General features: G+C 70.8%; 21 protein-coding genes. 8 read left to right on the top strand and 13 right to left on the bottom strand.

All coding sequences use genetic code 11. The features are described 5' to 3' along the window. Window positions 1-205: 205 nt before the first annotated feature. On the top strand, window positions 206-1,039 hold the full coding sequence (locus tag ACIGXX_RS38730) for an SDR family oxidoreductase (RefSeq protein ID WP_399983048.1): 834 nt from the start codon (window positions 206-208) through the stop codon (window positions 1,037-1,039). Between the two features lie 16 nt (window positions 1,040-1,055). Here ACIGXX_RS38730 and ACIGXX_RS38725 read toward each other — a convergent pair whose 3' ends face one another. The 5 genes from ACIGXX_RS38725 to ACIGXX_RS38705 all read right to left on the bottom strand — a co-directional run bounded on the left by ACIGXX_RS38725 (window position 1,056) and on the right by ACIGXX_RS38705 (window position 10,102). Further along, window positions 1,056-2,543, bottom strand: a complete 1,488-nt coding sequence (locus ACIGXX_RS38725) for an SDR family NAD(P)-dependent oxidoreductase (protein ID WP_351164089.1) — start codon at window positions 2,541-2,543, stop codon at window positions 1,056-1,058. A gap of 70 nt (window positions 2,544-2,613) precedes the next feature. After that, a complete protein-coding gene (locus ACIGXX_RS38720; RefSeq protein ID WP_399983226.1) occupies window positions 2,614-3,978 on the bottom strand; it encodes a wax ester/triacylglycerol synthase family O-acyltransferase in 1,365 nt (454 codons plus the stop codon). 180 nt (window positions 3,979-4,158) lie between these two features. Beyond that, window positions 4,159-6,510, bottom strand: coding sequence for a GH92 family glycosyl hydrolase (locus ACIGXX_RS38715; protein WP_399983044.1), 2,352 nt, complete (start codon window positions 6,508-6,510; stop codon window positions 4,159-4,161). Between the two features lie 165 nt (window positions 6,511-6,675). Continuing rightward, window positions 6,676-7,398 (bottom strand): hypothetical protein, encoded by a 723-nt coding sequence (locus ACIGXX_RS38710; protein ID WP_399983223.1) that lies wholly within the window; start codon window positions 7,396-7,398, stop codon window positions 6,676-6,678. An 85-nt stretch (window positions 7,399-7,483) separates the two neighbouring features. Next, a complete protein-coding gene (locus ACIGXX_RS38705; RefSeq protein WP_351164085.1) occupies window positions 7,484-10,102 on the bottom strand; it encodes a PA14 domain-containing protein in 2,619 nt (872 codons plus the stop codon). Between the two features lie 194 nt (window positions 10,103-10,296). On the opposite strand from ACIGXX_RS38705, the gene ACIGXX_RS38700 reads away from it, so the two are divergent. The 5 genes from ACIGXX_RS38700 to ACIGXX_RS38680 all read left to right on the top strand — a co-directional run bounded on the left by ACIGXX_RS38700 (window position 10,297) and on the right by ACIGXX_RS38680 (window position 16,253). Further along, complete coding sequence (locus tag ACIGXX_RS38700; RefSeq protein WP_351164084.1) at window positions 10,297-11,310, top strand: LacI family DNA-binding transcriptional regulator; 1,014 nt, start codon at window positions 10,297-10,299, stop codon at window positions 11,308-11,310. 144 nt (window positions 11,311-11,454) lie between these two features. Next, a complete protein-coding gene (locus ACIGXX_RS38695; protein ID WP_351164082.1) occupies window positions 11,455-12,552 on the top strand; it encodes an ABC transporter substrate-binding protein in 1,098 nt (365 codons plus the stop codon). Window position 12,553: 1 nt separating this feature from the next. After that, on the top strand, window positions 12,554-14,074 hold the full coding sequence (locus ACIGXX_RS38690; protein ID WP_351164081.1) for a sugar ABC transporter ATP-binding protein: 1,521 nt from the start codon (window positions 12,554-12,556) through the stop codon (window positions 14,072-14,074). 197 nt (window positions 14,075-14,271) lie between these two features. Further along, window positions 14,272-15,234 carry an ABC transporter permease gene (locus tag ACIGXX_RS38685; protein ID WP_351164079.1) on the top strand — a complete coding sequence of 321 codons (963 nt, stop codon included), beginning with the start codon at window positions 14,272-14,274 and terminating at the stop codon, window positions 15,232-15,234. A gap of 29 nt (window positions 15,235-15,263) precedes the next feature. Continuing rightward, window positions 15,264-16,253, top strand: a complete 990-nt coding sequence (locus tag ACIGXX_RS38680) for an ABC transporter permease (protein WP_366464748.1) — start codon at window positions 15,264-15,266, stop codon at window positions 16,251-16,253. Window positions 16,254-16,275: 22 nt separating this feature from the next. Here the strand turns inward: ACIGXX_RS38680 and glgC are convergent, their stop codons facing one another. The 4 genes from glgC to ACIGXX_RS38660 are packed head-to-tail and all read right to left on the bottom strand — an operon-like array spanning window position 16,276 to window position 20,227. Then, window positions 16,276-17,496 (bottom strand): glucose-1-phosphate adenylyltransferase, encoded by a 1,221-nt coding sequence (gene glgC, locus ACIGXX_RS38675; protein ID WP_351164077.1) that lies wholly within the window; start codon window positions 17,494-17,496, stop codon window positions 16,276-16,278. 22 nt (window positions 17,497-17,518) lie between these two features. Continuing rightward, window positions 17,519-18,685: a glycogen synthase gene (gene glgA / locus ACIGXX_RS38670; protein ID WP_351164076.1), complete on the bottom strand. Its 1,167-nt coding sequence runs from the start codon at window positions 18,683-18,685 to the stop codon at window positions 17,519-17,521. A 52-nt stretch (window positions 18,686-18,737) separates the two neighbouring features. Further along, entirely contained in the window at window positions 18,738-19,478 is a 741-nt protein-coding gene (locus ACIGXX_RS38665; protein ID WP_351164075.1) for a (2Fe-2S)-binding protein, read from the bottom strand. Window positions 19,479-19,489: 11 nt separating this feature from the next. Continuing rightward, complete coding sequence (locus tag ACIGXX_RS38660; RefSeq protein WP_351164074.1) at window positions 19,490-20,227, bottom strand: methyltransferase domain-containing protein; 738 nt, start codon at window positions 20,225-20,227, stop codon at window positions 19,490-19,492. Between the two features lie 423 nt (window positions 20,228-20,650). Here ACIGXX_RS38660 and ACIGXX_RS38655 point away from each other — a divergent pair, with 423 nt between their 5' ends. Next, the gene (locus ACIGXX_RS38655) at window positions 20,651-21,667 is read left to right on the top strand and encodes a DMT family transporter (protein ID WP_399983034.1); all 1,017 of its coding nucleotides are present in this window, start codon (window positions 20,651-20,653) and stop codon (window positions 21,665-21,667) included. 99 nt (window positions 21,668-21,766) lie between these two features. On the opposite strand, the gene ACIGXX_RS38650 is transcribed toward ACIGXX_RS38655, so the two are convergent. Together ACIGXX_RS38650 and ACIGXX_RS38645 are read right to left on the bottom strand one after the other, a co-directional pair. Then, entirely contained in the window at window positions 21,767-22,948 is a 1,182-nt protein-coding gene (locus ACIGXX_RS38650) for a transglycosylase family protein (RefSeq protein ID WP_351164072.1), read from the bottom strand. A gap of 115 nt (window positions 22,949-23,063) precedes the next feature. Beyond that, the gene (locus tag ACIGXX_RS38645; protein ID WP_366464742.1) at window positions 23,064-24,035 is read right to left on the bottom strand and encodes an acetylxylan esterase; all 972 of its coding nucleotides are present in this window, start codon (window positions 24,033-24,035) and stop codon (window positions 23,064-23,066) included. A gap of 99 nt (window positions 24,036-24,134) precedes the next feature. On the opposite strand from ACIGXX_RS38645, the gene gndA reads away from it, so the two are divergent. Continuing rightward, entirely contained in the window at window positions 24,135-25,577 is a 1,443-nt protein-coding gene (gene gndA / locus ACIGXX_RS38640) for an NADP-dependent phosphogluconate dehydrogenase (RefSeq protein WP_399983029.1), read from the top strand. A 34-nt stretch (window positions 25,578-25,611) separates the two neighbouring features. Here gndA and ACIGXX_RS38635 read toward each other — a convergent pair whose 3' ends face one another. Both ACIGXX_RS38635 and ACIGXX_RS38630 read right to left on the bottom strand, forming a co-directional pair. Beyond that, window positions 25,612-25,806 (bottom strand): hypothetical protein, encoded by a 195-nt coding sequence (locus tag ACIGXX_RS38635; RefSeq protein ID WP_351164068.1) that lies wholly within the window; start codon window positions 25,804-25,806, stop codon window positions 25,612-25,614. A gap of 95 nt (window positions 25,807-25,901) precedes the next feature. After that, window positions 25,902-26,348, bottom strand: coding sequence for a nitroreductase family deazaflavin-dependent oxidoreductase (locus ACIGXX_RS38630; protein ID WP_399983026.1), 447 nt, complete (start codon window positions 26,346-26,348; stop codon window positions 25,902-25,904). Window positions 26,349-26,378 lie beyond the last annotated feature (30 nt).

Genomic DNA, 26,378 nt, shown 5'->3' with positions numbered 1-26,378 from the left:
GGGCGGCTGAGGGGCGCTTGTGGATCCCCTGAGGGCCGTCCGTTCGCCTCAGATTAACCAAATGAGCAGGCGCGCGCTCTATGGGTTCGGCCGAAGGGGTGGATTTCAGACAGTTGATACCGGTGTGGGGGTGGCCGCCGGGCCGAAATCTCTTCAACGGGTCGGCCTTATGGGCCTTTCCAGGCCTCCATGGGACCGTACGCGGATGACTTCTGCGCAGGCACGGGAGGGCGCGGTGGCTCTGGTGACCGGAGCCTCGCGAGGGATCGGGCTCGCCGTCGCGCGGGCCCTGGCTCAGTCCGGTCATCGCCTTGTCATCACCGCCCGCGACCCGGACGCCCTGGACGCGGCGGTGGCCGAACTGCGCGCCGACGGCACCCAGGCCGTCGGATGTCCGGGCGGCGTGGCCGATTCCGGGCGGGCGGAGGCGTGCGTGGCCCTCGCGGTCCGGGAGTTCGGGCGGCTGGACGTCCTGGTGAACAACGCCGCGACGAACGCCCCCTACGGCCCGCTGATGGACGTGGACCTGACCCGGTGGCGCACGGCCTTCACGGTGAACGTCGAGGCCGCTCTGCGCCTGACGCAGCTCGCCTGGCGGGCCTGGATGGGCGAGCACGGCGGCGCGGTGGTGAACATCTGCACCGAGGGCGCCTCCCACGTGGGTCCGAACGTGGGCGCGTACGGCACCAGCAAGGCGGCGCTCCTGCACCTGACCGCCCAGCTCGCGGGCGAACTGGCGCCCTCGGTGCGGGTCAACTCCGTCTCCCCCGGCCTCGTCCGCACCGAGATGGCCCGCTTCGTGTGGGACGGCGCCGAGAAGCAGCTCGCCGCGAGCCTGCCGCTCGGCCGCATCGGCGAGCCGCAGGACGTGGCGCGGGCGGTGACATGGCTGGTCTCGGATGCGGCCGAATGGGTGACGGGCGCGGATGTCCTGGTGGACGGCGGGACACGGGTGCGGGCCGCCGCCGGTACGACCTCCCCGTACGCCGTGCACGAGCGGCTGCGGGAGGCAGCGGGCGGAGCCACGGACAAGGCCTGACGCCGCCCGCGCGTGGCTACCACTTGCCGGGTGCGTAGTCCTTCAGGAAGACACCGAACAGGTCGTCGCCCGCCTCGCCCCGCACGATCGGGTCGTAGACCCGCGCCGCGCCGTCGATCAGGTCGAGCGGGGCGTGGAAGCCCTCGTCGGCCAGGCGCAGCTTGTCGTAGTGCGGGCGCTCGTCGGTGATCCAGCCGGTGTCGATCGAGGTCATCAGGATGCCGTCGGTCTGGAACATCTCCTGGGCGCTGGTCCGCGTCACCATGTTCATCGCGGCCTTCGCGGCGTTCGTGTTCGGGTGGCCCGCGCCCTTGTAGCCACGGCCGAAGACACCCTCCATCGCCGAGACGTTCACGACGTACGAGCGGCCGCTGGACGCCTTCTTCGCGGCGTCGGCCATCGCCGAGCGCAACGCGCTGATCAGGATGAACGGCGAGGTGTAGTTGCACAGCTGGGTCTCGAGCAGTTCCACCGGGGAGATCTGCTCGATGGTCTGCACCCAGGTGTTGCTGTCGACGACGTCCGGGACCAGGCCGCCCGCGTCGATGGCGGTGCCGTCCAGGTGCCGGGCGACGCTGGCGTTGCCCGCGACGAGGGCGAGGTCGGCGACCTGCTGGGCGTCCAGGTTGCTGGTGCCGACGGGCAGCGCGGCCAGGCCGTCCACCGCGCCCGAATTGAAGGCGCCGATGACGGAGTGGGCGGGCAGCTCACCGGCGGGCAGCGGCGCGCTCTCGCCGTCGACCAGGGCGGCGTACGCGGAGGGCAGGCGGCGCACGGTCTGCGTCGCGTTGTTGATCAGGATGTCGAGCGGCCCCGCGGCGGCGAGCCGCTCGGCGAGCGCGACGGACTGGGCCGGGTCGCGCAGGTCGATGCCGACGACCTCCAGGCGGTGCAGCCACTGCGCGGAGTCGTCCATCGCCTTGAAGCGGCGGATGGCGTCCTTGGGGAACCGCGTCGTGATGGTGGTGTGGGCGCCGTCACGCAGCAGACGCAGCGCGATGTACATGCCGATCTTGGCGCGGCCGCCGGTGAGCAGCGCGCGCTTGCCGGTGAGGTCGGTGCGGGCGTCGCGCTTGGACCGGTTCAGGCGGGCGCAGTCCGGACACAGCTGGTGGTAGAAGTAGTCGACTTCCACGTAGCGCGTCTTGCAGGTGTAGCAGGAGCGGGGGCGCTGGAGTATCCCCGCGATCCGGCCCTCCTCGGTCTGCGAGGAGGGCAGCAGACCCTCGGTCTCGTCGTCGATCCGCTCGGCGGAGCCGGTGGCGGTGGCTTCCGTGACGGCCTTGTCGTGCGCCGTCTTGGCGGCCCTGCGCTCCTGACGGCGGCGCTGCTTCACCGTCCGGTAGACCCCGGCCGTGGCGCGGCGCACCGCGATCGCGTCGGGGTGGTCGACCTCCAGCTTGTCGAGCTCGTCGAGCACGCTGAGGCAGACGGCGAGCCGGTCGGGATCGATGCCTGGGCCAAAAGACTCCGCGGCCTCCGGGCCGTCCTCTGTCACCGTCATCGCCACTGTCCTCGCGTCACTCATGCCGCGGCTCGTCTGGGTGACCGCGGAAGCTCCAAAGAAGAGAACTTTACGTAGCGACGGGCCCCTCTACCAAACGCGGACGGTCTACGCACGCTTCGACGAGCCCCGCGAGCTCCTCCCGCACGCTGCGCGCGAGAACGTCCAGGTCCGGTACGGCCGCCGCGTCCGCGACCAGACCGAAGTGCACCCGGCCCCGGTACGTGGACACCGCGACGGCGAGCGCCTGGCCCCGGGCCAGCGGCGCGAAGGGGTACACGGCGGCGAGCGGGCAGCCGCCCAGCTTCAGGCCCAGGCTGGGCAGCGGGACGCTGGTGACGAGGATGTCGAAGAGCAGCCGGGCGGCCTGCGCGACGACGGGACCGCCGATGCGGTGGCCGAGCGAGGGCACATGATCGGCGAGCAGGGCGACCGCGCCCGCGCCGCGGCTGGGACCCGCGTCCTTGTTGCGGTCCATGGCGGCCCGCACCGTCCGCAGCCGCGCGACCGGGTCCGGATCGCCGACCGGCAGCCGCACCAGATACCCGGAGAGCCGGTTGCCCGGCGGCTGCGCCCCGCGCGGCCTGCGCCGGGAGACGGGGACCAGGGCGCGCGGCGCCACGCCCTCGCTGCCGTCGCCCCGCTCGTCGAGCCAGCGGCGCAGGGCTCCCGCGACCACGGCGATCAGTACGTCGTTGACGGTGCCGCCCACGGTCTTGCGCACCCGGTGCACGTCGTCCAGGTCGAGCAGCACCCCCGCGGTGAGCCGCGTACCGGTGGCCTGCGAGGTGAGGGCGACCGACGACCGCACGCCCAAGGTGGCGCGGGCGACCGAGGCGCCGATGTCCAGGGCCTGCCCCACGTCGCCGACGGTGTCGCGGACCAGGCCGGGCAGCTTGCGCGGGTCGGGCAGCCAGGACCAGCCGGAGGCCTCGGGCGCCACGGGCGCGGGACGCGGGGCGGGCAGCTCGACGGGGTCCATGACCGCAGCGGCGAGCATCAGGGCGCGCAGCCCGTCCGCGAGGGCGTGGTGGAACTTGAAGAGCACGGCGAAGGAGGTGCCGTCGTCCCCCGGCAGCACATGCGCCTCCCACGGCGGCCTGCCGCGCTCCAGGGGGCGCTGCATGAGCGCGCCCGCCGCGGCGTGGAAGTCCCGCACGGGCCCGGCGATGCGGACGTGGTCCAGCGGGTCGAAGGCCGGCGCGGGCGCCCGCGCGGCCCCGCCGACCGGCAGCCAGACCGAACGTATCCGAAGCCGCAGCCCGGGCACGGCGGCCGCACGCGAGGCGAGCAGCTGGGCGGCGCGCTCGGCCGCTCCCGGCGAGTCGGCGTCGAAGACGCCAAGTGCGCCCAGGTGCATGGGGTGTTCGGCGGACTCGATGTTCCAGAAGGCGAGATCGAGGGGTGCGAGCAGGTCGGATGGCTCAGTGGTCAGAGTTTTCAACGGGCTGCTCTCGCGTCGAGGACGATGCGGGGGATGGCATGGACGTGCAGTCAACCGCCGTTCCGCGATTACGGTCAAGTACGATCAAGCTACGCACAGTTAACAACAGGTTAAGGCCCGCCCCTCTGCGAGGGACGGGCCTGGTGGGACGTAAGTGGCTTATGTCTTACGTCACTTCAGCGCGGGCGGCGCCGCCTGCGGCGACGTCCCCCACGGTGAGGGCTTGTCGCCCACGGCGAAGGAGAGTTCGCGGGTGTCACGGATGTCGTCGGTCGTCAGGTACGTCTTGCCGTAGTCGGCGCCGTCCGTGCTCGCCGACTGGATGTACCGGTTGGTGTCGGAGGTGCCCTGCGCCTTCACCGTGAGGCGCCCCTTCGGGTAGTAGCGGCGGTCGAGGGTGAGGTCGACGCGCTCGAAGACGGGCGTCGACAGACCCCACGTGTCCGTGCCGGGCTGGACCGGGAAGACACCGATCGAGGAGAGGACGTTCCAGGCGGACATGGTGCCGAGGTCGTCGTTGCCGGTCATGCCCGTCGGGGTGTCCGTGAAGAGCGTGAGCGCGGCGTGCACCACGTCGGTGGTCTTCCACGGCTGCCCCGTCGACAGATACGTGTACGGGGCGATGAGATCGGGCTCGTTCTGCGGGTTGTACTTGTCCGCGTTGTAGTAGTCGTAGGGGCCGTTGACCCACACCTCGCGTGCGGTCTTCGCCGGGCCCTTCAGGAGCTGCTCGTACGCGAAGAAGGAGTCGAGGCGGTCGTTGGTGGCCTGCTTGCCGCCGATGAGGTCGACCATGCCGGGCAGGTCCTGCGGGACCAGCCACTGGTACTGCCAGGACGTGCCCTCGTGGAAGCCCTCGCTCTTGGCCGGGTCGGCGGGCCCGGTGAAGGCACCGGCCGCGTCCCGCGCCCGGAAGAATCCCGTCGAACCGTCGAAGATCTTCCGGTAGTTCTGCGCACGGTCCGCATACCGCTCGGCATCGGCCTCGTGCCCCAGTTCGCCCGCCATCTCACCGAGCATCGCGTCCGAGAGGGCGTACTCCAGGGTCGCGGACGCGCCGTGGTCGTAGTCCGAGTCGCCGGGCTTGGCGTGCGGACGGCCCTTGATGTACGGCGCGAAACCGTCGCTCAGATACTCCTTGTTGGCCTCGCGGCCCACGGGCGCCGAATCGGCGGGCGGCACACCGTCCGCGTTCTTCTTCAGCGCGCGGTACGCCTTCTCCTCATACCCCTTGAGCAGACCCTGCTGGTAGGCGTTGGTGAGGAACGGGGTGACCGGGTCGCCGGTCATGATGTTCGTCTCGACCGTGCCGTAGCCCCACTTGGGCAGCCAGCCGCTCTCCTCGTCGATCTTCAGGACGGAGAGCGCCATGTCACGGGACTCGTGCGGTGCGAGCAGGGACAGGAGCTGCGCCTGGGTGCGGTAGGTGTCCCACAGCGACCAGTTCTGGTAGTACGTGAACCCCCCGTCAGCAGAAGCGCGGTGGACCTTCTGGTCCCAGCCCGTGTACCGGCCGTCGACGTCGCTGCCGATGTTCGGCGCGAGGAACGACCGGTAGAGGGACGAGTAGAAGGTGCGGCGCACGGTCTCGCTGCCGCCCTGCGCCTTCACGTCGTCGAGCCGGTCCTCCCAGGCCGCCCGAGCGGCCTTCGCGACACGGTCGTACGAACGCCCGCCCTCCGCGCGGAGGTTGAGTGCGGCGCCCTTGGCATCGACGTACGACAGAGCGGTGGTCGCCTCGACGGTGCGGTCCTTGGACGTGTCGAACCGGACGTACGCGCCGTTGCGCTCATCGCCCGCCGACGACGTCTTGGAGCCCGCGGTGACGGTGTCGCCCTTCCAGGTGCCCGACGTGGCGAAGGGGCGGTCGAAGCGCGTGATCGTGTAGACCGTGTACGGCTTGGTGTCCTGACAGAAGCCGCTGCCGGTGATCGCCGTGCGGACCGTACGGCTGTCGAGGATCTCGACCTTGGTGCTGCCCGTCTTGTGCAGTGACTGGCCCGCGTTGAGCAGGACGTTGGCCTTGTCGGTGGCGGGGAAGGTGTAGCGCTGCACGCCGGTGCGCTCGGTGGCGGTCAGCTCGGCGTCGATGCCGGACTTGAGGCCGACCCGGTAGGCGCCGGGGCTCGCCTTCTCGTCGTCGTGGCTGAACTCCGCCGCGTACTTGGCGTAGTCCGTCTCCTTGACGTCGCCCGTGGTGGGCAGCACCGGCAGGTCGCCGCCCAAGCCGCAGCCCACGCCCGAGAGATGGACGGTGGAGAAGCCGCGGATGTGCGTGTCGGAGTGGTCGTAGCCGGTGTTGTGCCCGGTGTCGGGCGAGAACTGGACCATGCCGAAGGGCACGGCGGCGCCGGGGTAGGTGTTCCCCTCGTTCTCGGTGCCGATGAACGGGTTGACCAGATCGGTCAGCTGCCCGTCCCCTGCCGGGGCGGCCTGGGCCGCCGGTATGGCGAGGGCTCCCCCGAGGAGCGCGGCCGCGGCCACCGCCACCCCCGTACCGCGTAGCCGTTGGGTCCATCTCATGGGTGGGAACGCCTCCTTGGACAACGTTGTCACAGCGCGGAACGCGATCATTCTTCGGGGGTGGTGGCGTACACGTCAAGAGGTGGGAGCCGGCGGCGGCCGGGTGGCCGGGGTGGCCGCCCGGCTGCTCGCGGGGCGGCCACCCCGGCCACCCGAGGCCCCGCGTCAGCCGGTGTGCAGCCACACCCGCAGCCGTCCGACCGGGGTGAACCCCTGGCGGACGGCGGCGTCCAGGCTGGTGCCGCTCTCGTATCCGACGACCGGCAGGTCCGGCCAGAGCCGGGCCGTCCGCGTCAGGCAGCCCGCCCAGGCGGACTCCTCGTCGGCCGCCGGCCCGCCCGCCGCGAACAGGTTGGAGACACCGACCACGGACGCCCCGCGGCTCGCGATCGCGCCCGCCACGATCCGGCCGTCGGAGGAGGTTCCGGCCAGGAACGTCGTTTCTCCGGTGAGCAGTTCGGGACGGAACAGGCCGTCGCCCTCCTCGCCCTCGTTCCACGCCCTCTCCCAGGCGGGCAGCGAATCGGCGCTCTTGAGCGGCTCCCAGACGACGTCCGGGGCCATGGCCCCGGGAATCGCACTGCCCGCGTCCCGGTGGATCCATTGCGCCTCGAAGAGCACCTCGAAGCCCAGCGGCTCCAGATCCAGGCACGCGAAGCTGTCCTTGACGGAGCAGCCCGGTGACGCCGTGTCGATCCGCGCCACCAGATCGGCCGCCGACACGTCGGGGCTGAGCGTGACAGCGTCCGGATACAGCGGCGGGGTCCGTCGCGCGCTGCTCCAGGCCCCGGCGCGGAACTCCCCCGGTGTGCCGTGTGCGCGGCACACCTCGTCGCACCACTCGGCGTTGTTGCGGGCCGCGGCCCCGGCCCACTCGCTCTCGTTGATCACCGGGAGATCGTGCCAAGCGAACGGTCCTGCGTCCACGGGAAAAGCGCTCCGGCCCACCGGGCCGGAGCGCCTTCGCACCGGGTCAGGAACCCGAGCACCCCGCCGGGTCCGGCCGCGACGCGTCGCTGATCAAGGCTTCATGTGCCGCCTTGAGCCGCTTCACGTCGGGCTTGACGACCCTGCGGTCGTAGGTGAGCAGACCGTTCAACTCGCCCTCCACATCCGAGATCTGGGTGTAGACGGCGCCGTTGCCGCCCTTGCAGGCGAGCTTGTGCACCTCGTCGAGCTTGGTGAGGTAGTCGTCCGTGTACGTCGCCGGGTCCACGTCGACGTAACTCTGCTGGACCGACCAGGCGTGGCCCGGTACCGCGAGTCCGAGTCCGCCGTACTCGCCGTTGATCTGCGCCCGCACGCCGTCGGGCTTGGGCGGCAGGGCCGGACTCGGGTAGCCGTGCTCGTCCATGATGTCGCCGGTGCCGCCGTCGCGCCCGAGGTTGAGGCCCGACATGCCGTTGACCAGGCGGGTCGGGTCCCAGGACTTGGCCTGGGTGGCGATGCGGCCCTCGTCGTACTGGCCCCAGCCCTCGTTGAAGGTGACCCACATGACGATCGACGGGTGGTTCGCGTGCTCGTCGATCATCTGCTTCATCTCGGACTCGTACTGGGCCCGGGCCGCCGTGCTCGGGTTGCGGCCCGCGCTCATCGAGGGCATGTCCTGCCAGACCATCAGGCCCAGCTTGTCCGCCCAGTAGAACCAGCGGTCGGGCTCCACCTTGATGTGCTTGCGCACCGAGTTGAAGCCCATCTCCTTGTGCATCTTCAGGTCGTACGCGAGCGCCTCGTCGGTCGGCGCCGTGTGCAGTCCGTCCGGCCAGAAGCCCTGGTCGAGCGTGGCCATCAGGAACTGCGGCTTGCCGTTGAGCATCGTTCGCGGCGTACCGTTCACCTTCTCCACGGCGACGGTCCGCATGCCGAAGTAGCTCTTGACGTCGTCGCGCCCGACGGTGACCTTCAGGTCGTAGAGGAAGGGGTCGTCCGGCGACCACAGGCGCGGCTCGGTGATCTTCAGCTTGAGCGGTGTGCCCGTGCGTCCGCTCGCCTCCGCGACCTTCTTCTTGCCTTCGTACGCGACTGCCCTGACCGGCACTCCGTCGCGTACGCCCTTGGGCTCGACGGTGACCTGCTTGGCCGCCACGTCGGGGGTGATCTTGAGCGAGTCGGCGTGGTCGGCCGCCACCGGCTCCATCCACACCGTCTGCCAGATGCCGGACGAGGGGGTGTACCAGATGCCGCTGGGGTCCAGGCGCTGCTTGCCGACGGGCGGGTTCTCGCCGTCCTTGCCGTCGGTCGGGTCGTAGACGCCGACGATCAGTTCCTGGGTCCTGCCCGGCTTCAACGCGTCGGTGATGTCGGCGCTGAACTTGTCGTAGCCGCCTTTGTGCTCGGTGACCTTCTTGCCGTTGACGAACACCTCGGACTGCCAGTCGACGGCACCGAAGTTGAGCTTGAGGCGCTTGCCGTCGCCGACCTTCCAGCCCTGGGGGACGGTGAAGGTCCTGCGGTACCACATGCGGTCCTCGTGCCGTTCCAGGCCGGAGAGCTGGGACTCCACGGGGTAGGGGACGAGGATCTTCTCGGCGAGCTTCTTGCCGACCGGGGGCTTCTCGCCCTCCTTCGCCGAGGCGAACTGCCAGGAGCCGTTGAGGTTGCGCCAGGCGTCACGGGTCAGCTGGGGGCGCGGGTACTCGGGCAGCGCGTTGCCGGGGCCCACCTCGTCGGCCCACTTGGTGCGCAGCTGGTGCTCGGAGTGGTTGGGTCCGCTGCTCCAGAACGCGGCGACCGCCTTGCCGTCGTCGCCGCTCAGGCCGCCCTTGCCGTCGTAGCGGAGGTCGGCGGTGCCCTTCGCCGTGCCCTGCTTGTTGCCGACCACGGGCTCCTTGAGGCCCACGAGGAGGGCGCGCGGGTCCTTCGGGTCGGCCTTGACCGTGCCGATGGGCCACTTGGCGCCGCCGATGACCGCCTCGATGTGGGTGGCGAGGCCCGCCGGGGGCGCGGCCAGCTTCTGCGCGAAGTCGAGCTTCAGGGTGCGGCCGTCCTTGAGGACGGTGGCGGAGGTGGCACCGTCGTAGTCGAAGCCGTCGGGGAGGCGGAAGGCCGACTGCGGGATCGCTTCCTTGGTGCCGCCGGGCTCGGTCCAGCGCAGGTGGAGGTTGGAGCCGCCGTAGTGCTCGAAGTACTCGACCTTGATGTCGTAGGCCTTGCCGGCGGTCAACTCGACCGGCTGCGCGGTCTGTTCCTTGTCCCAGTCGTCGACCCAGTGGTCGATGGCGAGCTTGCCGTCGACCCAGAGCCTGAAGCCGTTGTCGCCGATCATGGAGAAGGTGTGGGAGCCGGTCTTCTCGGGGACGACCTTGCCGGTCCAGCGGACGGTGGCGTCATCCGCCTTGCCGGTGGCGAAGGCCAGGCGCGGGTCGAGGTTGTCGAAGTCGATCTTCTGGTCGAAGCCGGTGGCCTTGAGCTCGTGGAAGTCGAAGGCTCCGGGCGCTGACTGGGTGTAGTACTCGCCCTTCAGGCCGTGGACCTCGGGGGGTTCGTCGGCGGCTGTCGCGGCCGGCACGGCGGTGAGTCCGGCGAAGGCGAGGGCGACGGTGAGCAGCAGTATCAGTCGCTGCCTGACGCGTCTGGGTCGGTTGGGGCGCACGGATCCTCCTTTGCTTGAAGCGGTGCTTGAAGGCTGAGGAAGGGGGTGGCGGCTCGCCGCCGCAGTCTGTACAACGAATCTGTACAACGTTGGAAGGAACGGCAGTTGGCATGACAGCACGCTCCCCGGCGCGCTGTCCAGGGCCATGACAAACACCCCAGGACAGGGGTGCACCTAGACGCAGGGAGCTGCACGTGCGGGTAAGCCTCAAGGACGTCGCGGAGCGCGCGGGCGTCTCCATCAAGACCGTCTCGAACGTGGTGAACAAGTATCAGCACGTCACCCCGGCGATGCGGGCACGCGTGCAGGAGGCCATCGACGAACTGGGCTACCGCCCGAATTTGACGGCACGTCACCTACGAAAGGGCCGTACGGGGATCATCGCGCTGGCCGTCCCCGAGCTGGGCAACCCCTACTTCGCCGAACTGGCGGGCGCGGTCATCGACGCGGCGGCCGAGCACGACTTCACCGTCCTCCTCGACCACACCCGCGGCGAACGCGAGCAGGAGGTCCTGGTCAGCCAGGGCTTCCGGGCCCGGGTGATCGACGGCCTGATCCTCAGCCCCCTCGAACTGGAGGCGGCCGACCTCCTGGGCCGCGAGGACGACGTGCCGCTCGTGCTGCTCGGCGAGCGCCAGTACGACCTGCCCTACGACCACATCGCGATCGACAACGTCGCGGCGGCCCGCACGGCGGTGCGCCACCTCATCGGCCGCGGCCGCACCCGCATCGCGTATCTCGGCGCCCGCACGGACTCGGCGAACCAGCCCGCGAACCTCCGACTCCAGGGCTGGCGCGAGGAGTTGACGCAGGCCGGGATAGCCGCGCCGGACAACCTGGTGGGCCCGGTCGGCGGCTGGAACCGCTGGGACGGCGCGAAGGCGATGGCACGGATGCTGGACGCGGGGGTGCGGCCGGACGCGGTGTTCGCGTACAACGACCTGGTGGCCATCGGCGCGATGCGGGTGCTGCACGAGCGTGGCCTGCGCGTGCCGTGGGACGTGGCGGTGGTCGGCTTCGACGACATCGCCGAGGGCCAGTTCGGGGCGGTCACCCTCACCACGGTCTCGCCGGACAAACAGGCCATCGCCCGCCTCGCGGTGGCCTCGCTCCTGCGGAGTCTGGAGGGCGCGGGAGAGCCCGAGGGCCGTGAACTCACCGCGGAATTCCGCCTGGTGGAGCGCGAGAGCACGCTGGGCCGACGCTGAGCGCTCGGCGGTCTTCGCTTGCGCGGAGGGTTTACAGCCCCCTTTCAACGATGTAAAAAGCTCCCCGTACCGCCGAGTTGACCGTAAGTGCCGATCCTCCCGTGAGCGCTCTCAGCGCCGGGGCCGTGCCGTTTTGGGGACTCCATGAAGCCGACCACACGCCTTAGCCGCACCTCAGCCAGGACCCTCCTCGCCGCCGGCCTCGCCGCGAGCCTCGCGCTCGCCACCGGATGCGCCAAGTCCGAGGACGACGGCGACAAGAGCTCCGCGTCGCAGGACCAGGGCGACTCGGGCCAGGTCGTCTCGGAGCCGAGCGCGGGCAGCGGCCCGACCTGCGCGATAGACGCCTACGGCGGCAAGAAGCTCGACCTCGCGTCCGCCACCGTCGGCTTCTCCCAGTCGGAGAAGGAGGCCAACCCCTTCCGCATCGCGGAGACGGCGTCCATCAAGGCCGAGGCCAAGAAGCGCGGCGTCAAGCTGCTCACCGCCAACGCCCAGTCGCAGTTCTCCAAGCAGATCAGCGACGTCCAGGACCTCATCGCCAAGGGCGCCGACCTCCTGGTCATCGCACCGCTGAACTCCGACGGCTGGGAGCCGGTCCTCCGCGCGGCCTCCGCCAAGCACATCCCGATCATCACGATCGACCGCAAGATCAACGCCAAGGCCTGCAAGGACTACGTCAGCTTCATCGGCTCCGACTTCGTCGAGCAGGGCAAGCGCGCGGCGGACCAGATGATCAAGACGACCGGCGGCAAGGGCAAGGTCGCGATCCTGCTCGGCGCCGCGGGCAACAACGTCACCACCGAGCGCACCAAGGGCTTCGAGGACCGCATCAAGGAGAAGGCCCCCGACCTGAAGGTCGTCTTCAAGCAGACGGGCGAGTTCGCCCGGGAGAAGGGCCAGCAGGTCACCGAGCAGCTCATCCAGTCCAAGCCGGACATCACCGGGATCTACGCCGAGAACGACGAGATGGGCCTCGGCGCCGTCAACGCCCTCAAGGGCGCGGGCAAGAAGGCCGGTGACGTGAAGATCGTGACGGTCGACGGCACGCGCAACGCCGTGCAGGGCATCGTGGACGGCTGGATCGACGGCGTCATCGAGTCCAACCCGCGCTTCGGCCCGCTCGCCTTCCAGACCCTGGACACCTTCACCAAGGGCACGAAGGTCTCGCAGGACATCGTCATCAAGGACAGCGCGTACACGAAGGCCAACGCCAAGGCGGACCTCGGCAAGGCGTACTGAGATGACGGACGTCCTCTCGGTGACCGGCCTCACCAAGACGTTCCCGGGCGTACGGGCCCTGGACGGCATCGACTTCACCGCGCGCGCCGGCGAGGTGCACGCCCTGATAGGCGAGAACGGCGCGGGCAAGTCCACCCTGATCAAAGTCCTCACGGGCGTGTACGCACCGGACGCCGGTGACCTCACGTACAAGAACCGAAAGGTCGGTTTCGCAACGCCCCTGGACGCCCAGCACGCGGGCATCTCCACCATCTACCAGGAGGTCAACCTCGTCCCCCTGATGAGCGTGGCCCGCAACCTCTTCCTCGGCCGCGAGCCACGCGGCCGCCTGGGCCTGATCGACTTCCGCCGCATGCACCGCGAGGCGGCCGAGGCCCTCAGGCGCCTGGGCATCAGCGTCGACGTACGCCGCCCGCTCCGTGAACTGGGTGTCGGCACCCAGCAGATGGTGGCCCTGGCCCGAGCGGTCTCGGTGGACGCGCAGGTCGTCATCATGGACGAGCCGACCTCCTCGCTCGAACCCCGCGAGGTCCAGACGCTGTTCGGCGTCATCCGCATGCTGCGGGACCGGGGCATCGCGGTGATCTACGTCAGCCACCGCCTCGAAGAGCTCTACGAGGTGTGCGACACGGTCACCGTCCTGCGCGACGGCAAGCTGGTGCACACGGGGCCGATCGCGGAGCTCGACCGCCTCCGCCTCGTCTCCCTCATGCTGGGGCGCGAGGTCGGGGAGGTCCGCGAAGAGGGCGTGACCAAGTTCTCCGGCGAACACGCGCCGACGACACAACCCATCCTCCGGGCAACCGACCTGACGATGCGCCACCACTTGCACGGTGTCTCCGTAGACATCCGCCCCGGCGAGGTGGTGGGTCTGGGCGGCCTCCTGGGCTCGGGCCGCAGCGAGACGGCAAAGGCCATAGCGGGCGCGCTGGCGCCGGACTCCGGACGCGTAGTGGTAGCCGACGCCCCCGTCCGGACCGGCTCGCCACCCGCCGCGATCCGGGCCGGGATCAGTCTCCTGCCCGAGGACCGCAAGGCCGAGGGAATCGTCCCCGGCCTCTCGGTCCGCGAGAACATCGCACTGGCCGCGCTCCCCGGCCTCTCCCGCTTCGGCCTGGTGGACGAGGCGGCGATCGACAAGGTCGTCGACACCTTCATGAAGCGCCTGCGCATCAAGGCGTCGGGCCCCCACCAGAAGGTGGGCGAACTCTCGGGCGGCAACCAGCAAAAGGTCCTCCTGGCCCGCTGGCTGGCGATGAACCCCAAGGTCCTCCTCCTGGACGAGCCCACCCGAGGCATAGACATCGGCGCGAAGGCCGAGGTCCAGAAGCTCATAGACGAGTTGGCCAACGACGGCCTGGCCGTACTCCTCATCTCCTCCGACATGGAGGAACTCATAGAGGGCTCGGACCGAGTCATCGTCCTCAAGGACGGCAAGGTGATCGAAGAACTCACCGGTTCCAAGGTCACAGAAGACGCCCTCATGCGGGCGATAGCCACCACAGGGGGCCCCGATGAGTAACCCCCAACCCGCCCGCGGCCGCCGAACCGGCCGGAGGGGACGTGCCGGTATGTCCGCCCGGAGCACGGTTCGCGGCGCTCCGGCGCCGAAGTCCCCAGGCGGCCACCGGCCGATAGCGAGGACGGACATACCGGCGCGGCCCCGCCCCACCGACAAGCCAAGGCGCTCCCGGAGCAGCCGGAGCGCTCGGAGCACCCATGACTGACCTGGCCCTGGGCGGCAAAGCCGCAGACCGCGACCGCATCCTCCGCTACCTGCAGAACTACGGCGTATACGTCGGCGTAGCCGTACTCCTCCTCCTCAACATCGCCCTGACCCCCCACTTCCTCTCCGCCGAGAACTTCCGCACCCAGGCAGTCCAGGTGGCCCCCGTCCTCATCGTCGCCCTGGGCATGGCGCTGGCCATCGGCAGCGAAGGCGTGGACCTCTCCGTCGGCTCGGTCATGGCGCTCTCCACCTCCCTGCTCTCCCTCTACCTCGGCTACGGAACATGGATCGCGCTCATCGTCGCGATCATCGGCGGCGCGGCCATCGGCCTCGCAGGCGGCTCCCTCATCGCGTTCATCGGCGTCCAACCCATCGTCGCCACCCTGGCGTTGATGGTCGCGGGCCGCGGCCTCGCCCTCGTACTCCTCCCCCAGCTCAAGGACGTACGCGACCCGACCATGGCAAGCCTCGGCTCCGGCGCGGTCCTCGGCATCCCCTACCTCGTCCTCATCGCCGCCGCACTCGCACTCCTCGTGGCCTTCGTCGTCCGCCGCACCACCTTCGGCCGGCAACTCCTCGCCATCGGCGACAGCCGTCCCGCCGCCCGTCTCGCAGGCCTCCCCGTGCGGCGCGTCCTGATCCTGGTCTACGTCTGCTCCGGCGCCCTGGCCGCCGTCGCGGGCGTCCTAGCGACGGCCCGCCTCACCGCCAGCGACCCCACCTCGCTCGGCAACCTCATGGAACTGTCCGCGATCACGGCCGTAGTGGTCGGCGGCACCCCGCTCAGCGGCGGACGCGTACGCATCGGCGGCACCGTCGCGGGCGCCGTACTGATCCAGCTGCTCACCGCCACGCTCATCAAGCACGATCTGCCGCCCTCATGGACCCAGATCGCCCAGGCCGTAGTGATCATTCTCGCCGTCTACGCGGCACGGGAGAGGGGCAAGCGGTGACCGGCACCGTCCTATCCGAGGCCAAGCCCATGAAGAAGCCGCCGGGCGAGCAGACAGGCCCGAGCCGCTCCGAGCGCGTCAGCGCGCTCGCCCAGCAGCACGGCGCCCTGGTCACCCTGGTGGTCGCCGTCATCGCGGCGTCGCTCAGCTTCGACACGTTCCTGACCGGCGACAACCTGGAGAACATGGCGGTCTCCTCCGCGTTCCTCGCGGTCGTCGCGCTCGGCATGACGTTCGTGATCATCACGGGCGGCATCGACCTCTCGGTCGGCTCGCTCTTCGCCCTCGGCGGGGTACTGGCGGCCTGGGGCTCCCAGTACGGAACGGCGGTGGCGCTCCTCCTGCCGCTGGCCGTCTGCGGACTCATCGGCCTGGTCAACGGCCTGCTCATCGCCCGCTCCCGCCTGGCCCCCTTCATCGTGACGCTCGCCGCGATGCTGGGCGCACGCGGCATCCTCCTGTCCATCACCGACGAGGGCTCCAAGACCTACCTGGTCGACAAGGACTCGTTCTTCGCGACGCTCGGCCAGGGCAAACTCCTCGGAGTCGGCGCCCCGGTCTGGATCACCCTCGCCCTCTTCGTCGCCGGCGCCGTGGTGCTGCGCCGCAGCCGCTTCGGCCAGTACGTGTACGCGGTCGGCGGCAACGAGGACGCGGCGGCCCTCATGGGCGCCCCCGTGGCCCGCACCAAGGTCACCGTCTACACCCTCTCCGGCCTCTGCGCGGGCCTGGCGGGCGCGCTCAACGCGGCCTGGCTGGTCTCGGGCGTCACCATCCTCGGCTCGGGCATGGAACTGGAGGCGATCTCGGCAGTCGTCATCGGCGGCACGCTGCTGACGGGCGGCTTCGGATTCATCAGCGGATCACTGGTCGGCGTACTGCTCCTGAAGGTCATCCAGAACGTCATCAACCAGATCGGCTCACTGGACTCCGCGTACCAACAGGTGGTCAGCGGCGCCTTCTTGGCCCTGGTCGTGATCGCCCAGACGTGGCTGGGCCGCCGACGCCGGGTGCTGTAGGAAGCGCGGCTGCGAGCGAGGGCTACATGGGCACGGGCTGCCCCTTCCCCAGCGCGATCACGCCTCCCTTCGACACCGTGTAGAGCTCTTCGTCCCGCTCGGGGTTGACCCCGATCGTCGCCCCGGGCGGGACGTCCACGTTCTTGTCGAGGACGGCGCCCCTGACCACCGCGCCGCGCCCCACACGGACGTTGTCGTGCAGCACCGACCCCTGCACGACCGCCCCGTCCTCGATCGTCACGCCCGGCGAGAGAACGGAGCGTGTGACCTGCCCGCGGATGACGCATCCGGGGCTGACGATGGACTCGCTGGCGATACCGGCCGCGCAGAACTTGGCGGGCGGCAGACCGCCCGAGTGGGTGTAGATGGGCCAGCGCCGGTTGTCCAGGTTGAAGACCGGCTGGTCGGAGATCAGGTCCATGTGCGCTTCGTAGTACGCGTCGAGCGAGCCGACGTCGCGCCAGTAGCCGTGGTCGCGCGCGGTCTCCCCCGGCACGTGGTTGTCATCGAAGTCGTACACCTGGGCCAGGCCCCTCTCGGTGAGCATGGGCAGGATCGAACCTCCCATGTCGTGCACGGAGTTGTCGTCCTCGGCGTCCTGCTGGATGGCGTCGACGAGGGTCTTCGTGGTGAAGACGTAGTTGCCCATGGAGGCGAACACCTCGTGCGGCGATCCGGGCAGGCCCGGCGGATCGGTGGGCTTCTCCAGGAAGCGCTCGACGCGGGTGCCGTCCCGGGCGGGCGTGATGATCCCGAAGGACGCCGCGTCCGAGCGCGGCACCCGGATGCCCGCGACCGTCACCCCGGCCCCGCTCTCGAAGTGCTGGTTGAGCATCTGGCGGGGGTCCATGCGGTAGACGTGGTCGGCGCCGAACACCGCGATGTAGTCGGGCTGTTCGTCGTGGACGAGGTTGAGGGACTGCAGGATCGCGTCCGCGCTGCCCAAGTACCAGCGCGGGCCCAGGCGTTGCTGGGCCGGGACCGGGGTGACGTAGTTGCCGAGGAGGCTGGACATCCGCCAGGTGGTGGTGACGTGCCGGTCCAGGGAGTGCGACTTGTACTGGGTCAGGACGCAGATCCGCAGGATGTCGCCGTTGACGAGGTTGGAGAGCACGAAGTCGACGAGGCGGTACGTGCCGCCGAACGTGACCGCTGGTTTGGCCCGGTCGGCCGTGAGGGGCATCAGGCGCTTGCCCTCACCGCCCGCCAGGACGATTCCGAGCACCGAAGGTCCACCGCGCATCGCGCCGCCCCCTTAACTGGGATCACTTGGACTCGAGTAACTCCTCGTACACGTCGGTCGTGCGTCGCGCGACCGCGTCCCAGCCGAACTCCCCGACGGCGCGGTCCCGTCCGGCGGCGCCCATGCGGGTCGCGGCGCGCGGATCGGCGACCAGTTCGTTCAGGGCCTGCGCGAGCCGCGCCTCGAAGGCGGCCGGCTCCTTCTCCTCGTACGGGACGAGGAGTCCCGTGGTCCCGTCGGCGACGACCTCGGGGATGCCGCCGACGTCGGACGCCACGACCGGGGTGCCACAGGCCATCGCCTCCAGGTTGACGATGCCGAGCGGTTCGTACACCGACGGGCAGACGAACACCCGGGCGTGTGTGAGGAGTTGGACGATCTGCGGGCGCGGCAGCATCTCCGGTATCCAGTGGACTCCCCCGCGGGCGCGGCTCAGCTCCTCGAAGAGGGTGCGGAACTCGGCGTCGATCTGCGGGGTGTCGGGGGCTCCGGCGCACAGGACCAGCTGGGTGGCGGGGTCCAACTCCTTGGCGGCGCGCAGCAGATGGGGCACGCCCTTCTGCCGGGTGATGCGTCCGACGAACAGGACGTAGGGCCGCTCGGGGTCGACGCCCAGGCGTTCCAGGACGTCCGTGCCGGGGTCGGGGCGGTACAGGCCGGTGTCGATGCCGTTGTGGACGACGTGCACCTTCGCCGGGTCGATGGCGGGGTAGCAGCTGAGGATGTCGGCCCGCATGCCGCGCGAGACGGCGATCACGGCGTCCGCGGCCTCGACCGCGGTGCGCTCGGCCCAGCCGGAAAGGGCGTAACCGCCGCCCAGTTGCTCGGCCTTCCAGGGGCGCAGGGGCTCCAGGGAGTGCGACGTCATGACGTGCGGGATGCCGTGCAGGAGCTTGCCCAAGTGGCCCGCGAGATTGGCGTACCAGGTGTGGGAGTGGACGAGGTCGCACCCCGTGAGGGCTGCCGCCATGGACAGGTCCACGGAGAACGTGCGCAGGGCGTCGTTGGCGCCGTCCAGGGCGTCCCACGCCTGGTGGCGTACAAGTCCGTCGTCGGCCCCTTGGTTTCCCCAGCAGTGCACGTCGACGTCGACGAGGGCGCCCAACTCCCGCGCGAGGAACTCGACATGGACTCCGGCCCCGCCGTAGACATCCGGCGGATACTCCCGGGTGAGCAGTCCCACTCGCACGCAGCACCCCCCGTCCGTCCGCCCCAGCCGCCGGTCGCCCGCCCCCTCATGGTCACCCAGAAGCGTCCGGTGGGGAAGAGGCCCGCACCGACCTCTGCGGCGGGCGGTCGAAGCAACAGTCCCCGCACAGACCGCCGTTGGGGCAGCGGTAGTAGAGACAGCAGCTGCGGCGGCGGAACGCGGTGCCGCGCAGGGTTCCGGTGCCGCGCAGGTCGGGGTGGTCGAAGAGTTCGGCGGCCAGGGCCCGCGCGCGCTCCCCCACGTCGGTACGTCCGGTGCGGCGCGCCCAGGTGTCCAGTTCGCGGGCGGCTCCGGCGAGCGCGGAGCCCGCGTTGCCCCACAGCAGCGGTGCGGAGACGCGGTGGCGCGTGCGCAGGGCGCCGGCCAGGGGTGCCAGGTGGCCGTCCTGGACGACGTCCCGGATGCTCGCGGCGTCGCCCGGCCGCGTCGTCGCCTCCGTCAGCCACAGGTCGTCGGGCGAGCTGCCGTCCGCGTCCCAGTGCAGCAGCGCGGGGTCGAGGTCCGGCACCCGGCCGTGCAGCGCGGCCGAGCCGAGCGCCACGGACCACAGCCGCGCCGCGAGCCCCAGCTGGGCCACCGACACGGCGACGCGCGCGTCGGGCGCCCCGAGCCGGGCGGCGACCTTGTCGACGCGGAACGCGAGGGGCGCGTCGTCCCCCGCGTACACCCGTGCCAGGGTCGTCACGTGGGCGCCGCCCGGCGGCGCACCCGTGCGCAGGGCGAAGAATCCGCCGACGGAGCCGAGTTCTGTCAGGTCGAGTGGGGCTGTCACGGGAGCAGAGCCTAGGCGTCCTTGCGGAACAGGGCCGTCCACAGGAAGGGCTCGCCGAAGTGCGCGGAGTCGGCCGGTTCGTCGCGCATGCGGCGCAGTTCGACCTCCGTGAGGTCGGAGAAGATCCAGCGCAGGGACTCCGGCGTGTAGGCCAGGCCGCCCCGGAGTCCGGACGCGCGGTAGAGGTCCGCGTCGGGCAACTCCGAGCCGGAGCCCGCCTCTCCGGCCGCGAAGCTGGTGAGGGCGAGGTGGCCGCCGGGGGCCAGGGCCCGGTCGAGCAGGGAGAGGTAGCTGACGCGGCGGTGGGGCGGCAGGTGGTGGAAGCAGCCGGAGTCGTGGATCAGGTCGTAGGGGCCGCCCAGTTCGGCCGCCGTCAGCGCGAAGGCGTCGCCGCGGTGGAACCGGATGTCCGCCCCGGCCTCGCGGGCCCGCTCCTCGGCCCAGGCGACGGCCGCCGGGGAGAGGTCGACGGCGTCCACCCGGAACCCCTGTGAGGCCAGGTACAGGGCGTTGCGGCCGGGGCCGCAGCCCAGATCGAGGGCGCGGCCCGGGGCGATCAGGCCCCGGTCGACGTACGAGGCGAGGTTCTCGTCCGGTTTCGCCACGAAGAACGGCACCGGCCGGTCGCGGTCGGTGTAGAAGCCGTCCCACCAGCTCGCCGCGTCGTCGGTCCAGCGGTCGGCTTCTGGCGCGAACAGGCCGTCCATGAGCTTCAGGACGTCGTCGACACTGCGTACGTTCCGGTTCATCCGGACCCCTTTCCACGGGGGTCAAGAATACGATCGTCCGCCATAAAAGCCCAGGTCAGGCTGTATGGCGGGAAGGGCGCAGGCGCGCATTCGAGGCAGCGGGAGCACACTGGAGGGGCAGTACCCCCAAAGGGGTGAGCAAGCGCGCCCACGCCGCGCCCAGTGGCCTGGACGGGGGCGTCGCGCAGGTCGCCCACGCAAGGATTTTCGAGTTCTTGGATGATTCACCGACCCGATACGTAACCCACCCGGGGGAGGACATCTGCCCGGTAGTACTCCATCGGCAGTAGGACCCAATGCCTGCTGAGGTACGACGACGTGGAGCGAAATCCGCGAGATCGTAGTGACTATGGAAGCCGACCGTTCGCCGCACCGGACGCCCCGGGCCCACCAGGGGGCGCACCGCATGCCGTGGAGCACCTCATGAGTGCCCTCACGCTCGCCGTGCTGCTCTCTCTCGTCTCCGCCGTGGCGTATGCGGGCGGGGCCATTTTGCAGGAGCGCGTGGCCGTGAGTACGCCGGAGCGGCGGTACGCCCCGATGTGCCGCGGCGCCTGGTGGGTCGCCATCGCGCTGAACGGCCTGGGTGCGCTGCTGCACGTAGTGGCGCTCGCGTACGGGCCGCTGAGCGTGGTGCAGCCCCTGGGCGCCCTCACCATCGTCTTCGCCCTGCCGATGGCCGCCCTCTTCGTGCGCCGCAAGGCAGGCGCCACCGCATGGCGCGGCGCGATCATGGCGACCGTGGGTCTGGCCGGGCTGCTCTCGCTGACGCAGTCGGCCGACGCGCAGTCCCTGGACGACGCCGAGCGGGTCATGGTGGCGCTGGTGACCGCGGGCGCCGTGGTGACGCTCATGGTCGTGGCGCACGCGGTGCACCGTCATCCGGTGGTGCGCAGCGTGCTGCTGGCCAGTGCGGCGGGCGTCGCCTTCGGCATCGCCTCGGTGTTCACCAAGACGGTGGCGGTGGACTGGGACGCGAACGAACCCCTGACGCATCAGGCGCCCAGCCTCGCCGTGATCGCGGTCCTGGCGATGGCGGGTGTGCTGATCTCGCAGGCCTCGTACCGCGGCGCGGGCCTGGCGGCGCCGCTGTCGACGGTGACGGTGGTCAATCCGGTCGTGGCGGCCGCGGTGGGCCTCACGCTCTTCGGCGAATCGTTCCGCTACGGCTCAGCGGGCACGGCCGTCGCCCTGGGCTTCGGCGTCGTCGCGGCGGGCGGTCTGATCCTGCTGACCACGGAGCGGATCGGCGCCGCGCAGGGTGTCGCGACGTCGACGGTGCCGGTGGCCAAGGGCGGCCCCGGGGTCGCGGACCCGGTGGTTCCCGAGGCGCGGCCGGAGGAGCTGCCCGCGGTGCCCTCGCAGCCCGCGCCCGGGCCGCACCGGCGGGTGCTGTTCCGCCACGGCCATGGCCGTGGCCGCGAACGCATCGGCTCCTGAGCTCGCTGCGGCCCACCGAGGCCCGCACGGCCCGCAGAGGCCCGCACGTCCTCAAGCCCCCGGGGATTTCCCCGGGGGCTTCGGTCGTTCGGAGAAGCCTCAGATCCGCACGCCGCCGGCCCGCAGGTACGCGAGCGGATCGACGTCGGAGCCGAAGCCGGGGCCCGTGCGCACCTCGAAGTGCAGATGCGGGCCCGTGCTGTTGCCCGTGGACCCCGAGCGCGCGATACGCTGCCCCGCGCCCACCTTCTGCCCGGCCTTCACGGTGAGCGCCGAGAGATGGCCGTACTGGGAGTACTTGCCGTCGGCGTGCCGGATCACCACTTCGTAGCCGTACGAGCCGCCCCAGCCGGCCGAGACGACCGTGCCCCCGGCGACGGACTTCACCGAAGTGCCGGTGGCCACGGGGAAGTCGACCCCCGTGTGGTAGCCCTTCGACCAGGAGCCGCCCGCCGCGCGGTAGGGCGTGCTGGGCGATGCGGCCACGGGTGCGGAGAAGCCCTGCGACGCCTGCGCGGGCTTCGCCTTCCTGGGCTCGGCCTTCGGCTGCTGCTTGGGCTCGGCCCGCTGCTTCGGCTCGGCTCGCGGCTTGGGCGCGGCCTGCGGCTGCGCGGCCTTCTTCTGCGAGGCCTGCAGCGCGAGCCGCTGGCCCGGCGTGATCAGGTCGGGGTCGCCGCCGATCGCCTTGCGGTTGGCCTCGTACAGCTGCCGCCAGCCGCCGCTGACCCGGCGCTCCTCGGCGATCCCGGAGAGCGTGTCGCCGCGGACGACCGTGTACATCTGACCGCGGCCCGCGGTGGACTGCGGGGTCACTTCCGGCTTGACGTCCTTGACGTCACGCTGGGGGGCCTTCGACGCCGCCTTCTTGGGCGCGCCCATCGGCGTGACGTCGGGCGCGTCGCCGCCCCGGGTCAGGCCCGCACGCTCCGAGCAGACCGGCCAGGCCCGCGGGCCCTGCGCCTTGAGGACCTTCTCGGCGACGGCTATCTGCTGGTCCTTGGTGGCGCGGTCGGCGCGCGGGGCGTACACGGTGCCGCCGTACGCCTCCCAGGTGGACTGCTTGAACTGGAGACCGCCGTAGTAGCCGTTGCCGGTGTTGATGCTCCAGTTGTTGGTGGACTCGCACGCCGCGACCTTGTTCCAGGTGTCGACGTCGGCCGCCTCCGCCGTGCCGGTGCCCATCAGTGGCAGCGCCATCCCGGCGCCGCCCGCCGTGACGGTCAGCGACGCACGGTTGATCCGGTTCGGCTGATACCGGCGGTGCCGACCGCGTACGGCCATGGGAGCCCCCTCCGTCACACACTTCTCAGTCACGTCAGACACACGACAAGGCGGCAAGTTAGCCGCTTGGACCAAGCCGTGACAAGGGCGCGTGACCGAGGGGGCGGCGCACGGATCAGCCCTTCAAGTGCTCCGGGATCCACTGGAGTTGGACACTCTGCTGGTAGGGGCCACCGCCCTCATGATCGTTGAAGGCGTACACCTCCATCGAACGCTCCGCACCGGCATAGGAGTTGTGCGCCGCGAAGACGGTGGACGGCGGGCACGTCATGTCCTCCAGAGCCGCCGAGAAGAGCGCGGGCGCCGTGCCCCGGGCCGCGAAGTGCACGCCGTCGAAGTAGGAGAGCGTACGGAAGACGCGGTCCTCGACGCCCCGCCTCGCCTTCATGTAGAGCGCGATCTCGCGGTAGGGCGGCCGGTCGGTGATCGTCGTGGAGCGCGGGAAGTCGCACAGGAAGGGCACGTCGGCGGCGATCGCCGCCAGGTCGGGGACGAGCCCGCCGACGGCGAGCGTGATCCCGCCGCCCTGGCTGCCGCCGACCGCGGCGACGCGCGAGGAGTCCACCAGCGGATGGGAGCGGGCCGCCTCGACGGCGCGTACGCCGTCGGTGAAGACGCGCCGGTAGTAGTACTCGTGGGGGTCCTCGATACCGCGCGTCATGTAGCCGGGGACGGCGGGACCGCTGCCGACCGGGTCGGGGGTGTCGCCCGCCGAGCCGCCGCTGCCCTGGCCCCGGGTGTCCATCACGAAGTGCGCGAAGCCGGCCGCCGACCAGAGCAGCCGCTCGTGCGGCAGGCCGCGGCCGCCGCCGTAGCCGATGTACTCGACGACGGCGGGCAGCGGTTCGGTCGTCCCGGCGGGCAATATCAGCCAACCTTTGACCGGGTGACCGCCGAACCCCGCGAACGTCACGTCGAAGACGTCGACCGTGCTCAGGTGCGCGTCGTAGGGAACGAACCGGGCGTCCAGGTCGTGCTCACGTGCGGCCGAAAGGGTCTTCTCCCAGAAGGCGTCGAAGTCCTCCGGCTCGGTCGCTTCGGGCCGGTAGCGGCGCAGTTCGTCGAGCGGCATGTCGAAATGGGGCACGGGCGGCTCCTCCGTCGGACACAGTGTCGGGATGTCACGCTACGCCGCGGGGCAATACTGGCGGACACCACCGGCACTTCCACATCCAGGAGCCACGGCATGAGCAGCACGTCAGCCCAGATCGGTGTCACGGGCCTCGCGGTCATGGGGCGCAATCTGGCACGCAACTTCGCCCGCAACGGCTACACCGTCGCCCTGCACAACCGCACGGCGGCCAAGACCCACGCGCTGGTCGAGGAGTTCGGCCACGAGGGCGAGTTCATCGCCACCGAGACCGCCAAGGAGTTCGTCGCGGCCCTCGAACGCCCGCGCCGCCTCGTCATCATGGTGAAGGCGGGTGAGCCCACGGACGCCGTCATCCAGGAGTTCGCGCCGCTCATGGAGCCGGGCGACATGATCATCGACGGCGGCAACGCGCACTTCGCGGACACCCGGCGCCGCGAGCGTGAACTGCGCGAGCAGGACATCCACTTCGTCGGCACGGGCGTATCGGGCGGCGAGGAGGGCGCGCTGCTGGGCCCGAGCATCATGCCGGGCGGCTCCCCGGAGTCCTACGCCTCGCTCGGCCCGATGCTGGAGAAGATCTCGGCGAAGGCGAAGGACGGGTCCCCGTGCGTCACGCACGTCGGCCCGGACGGCGCGGGGCACTTCGTGAAGATGGTGCACAACGGCATCGAGTACGCGGACATGCAGCTGATCGCCGAGGCGTATCAGCTCCTTCGCGACGTGGCGGGCTACTCCCCCGCGCAGATCGCGGACATCTTCCGCACCTGGAACACCGGCCGCCTCGACTCCTACCTGATCGAGATCACGGCTGAGGTCCTCAAGCACGTGGACGCCGCGACGGGCGAGCCGTTCGTGGACGTGGTGCAGGATCAGGCCGAGCAGAAGGGCACCGGCCGCTGGACCGTGCAGATCGCCCTCGATCTGGGCGTGCCGGTGTCGGGCATCGCCGAGGCGGTGTTCGCGCGCTCCCTGTCGGGCCACACCGAACTGCGGGCGGCGTCCAAGGAGCTGGCGGGCCCGACGGCGCGTGCGCTGAGCGAGGCCGAGGCCGGGGCGTTCGCCGACCAGGTCGAGCAGGCGCTGTACGCCTCGAAGATCGTGTCGTACACGCAGGGCTTCCACGAGGTCGCCGCGGGCAGCGAGGAGTACGGCTGGGACATCGACCTGGGGGCGGTCGCCGCCATCTGGCGCGGCGGCTGCATCATCCGCGCCGCCTTCCTGGACCGCATCCGCGCCGCGTACGACACGCGCGCGGACCTGCCGAGCCTGCTCTCGGTCAAGACGTTCGCGCAGGAGATCGGCGCGGCCCAGGACGACTGGCGGGCGGTTCTGGTCGCGGCCACCCGGCAGGGTGTCCCCACGCCGGGCTTCTCGGCGGCCCTCGCGTACTACGACGCGCTGCGCGCGGACCGGCTGCCGGCCGCGCTGACGCAGGGACAGCGGGACTTCTTCGGGGCGCACACCTATCGGCGTACGGACCGCGAGGGGTCGTTCCACACCCTGTGGGGCGGGGACCGCTCGGAAGTGCGGGCCTGATCCGAACGAGAGGCCGTCTCGGCCTCCCCCGCCGTCAGACCGGCTTGGGCTCGGTCTCGGGCTCCGGTCCCGGCGGCGGGAGCGGGGTCGGCGGCGGATCCGGCGTGGGCCGCGGCACGGGGCCGGGACCCGGCCCCGGCACGGGGCGCTCGGGGTCGGGCACCGGACTCGGCCCGCCCGGGTCGGGGATCGGGCTGGGCGGCGTGGGCTCGGGGTACGGGACGGTCATGTCTCCTCCAGCGGGTCGGAGATCGGTCGTGTCCACTCTCTCCCGCCTCGCGTGCCCACGCCTGCCGAGTTAACGCGTCCTCGTGACGTCCGAACTCAGTCGTGGGTGCGGCGCAGCCGCACGACGGGGATGTCGCGATCCGTCTTGGCCTGATAGTCCGCGTAGGGGGCGAACAGCTCGACCAGGCCCGGCCAGACCCTGGCCTTGTCCTCGGCCGACAGGGTCTCGGCGCGGGCGGCGAACCGCTCCTCGGTGCCCACGCGGAGCCGCACGTCGGGGTTCGCGGCGAGGTTGCGGTACCACAGGGGGTGCTCGTCGGCTCCGCCGTTGGAGGCCACGATGAGGTAGTCGTCGCCGTCGCGGCCGTAGATGAGCACGGTGCGGCGCAGCTGCCCCGTGCGCTGTCCGCGGTAGTCGAGCAGCAGGCAGGGGGCGCCCTGGATCCGAGCGCCCTTCTTTCCGCCGGACTCCTCGTACAGGCGGGCCTGATCGGCCACCCAGCCGGTGGGACTGATCACGGCCTCTTCGTCCTGCTGCGCCATGTCCGCTCCTGTGAAGTCGTAGGGGTGAGC

The sequence above is a fragment of the Streptomyces sp. NPDC055243 genome, from assembly GCF_044544025.1.
Taxonomy (GTDB): domain Bacteria; phylum Actinomycetota; class Actinomycetes; order Streptomycetales; family Streptomycetaceae; genus Streptomyces.
Note: the sequence above shows the minus strand (reverse complement) of the source record. Positions and strands in the feature narration are given on the sequence as shown.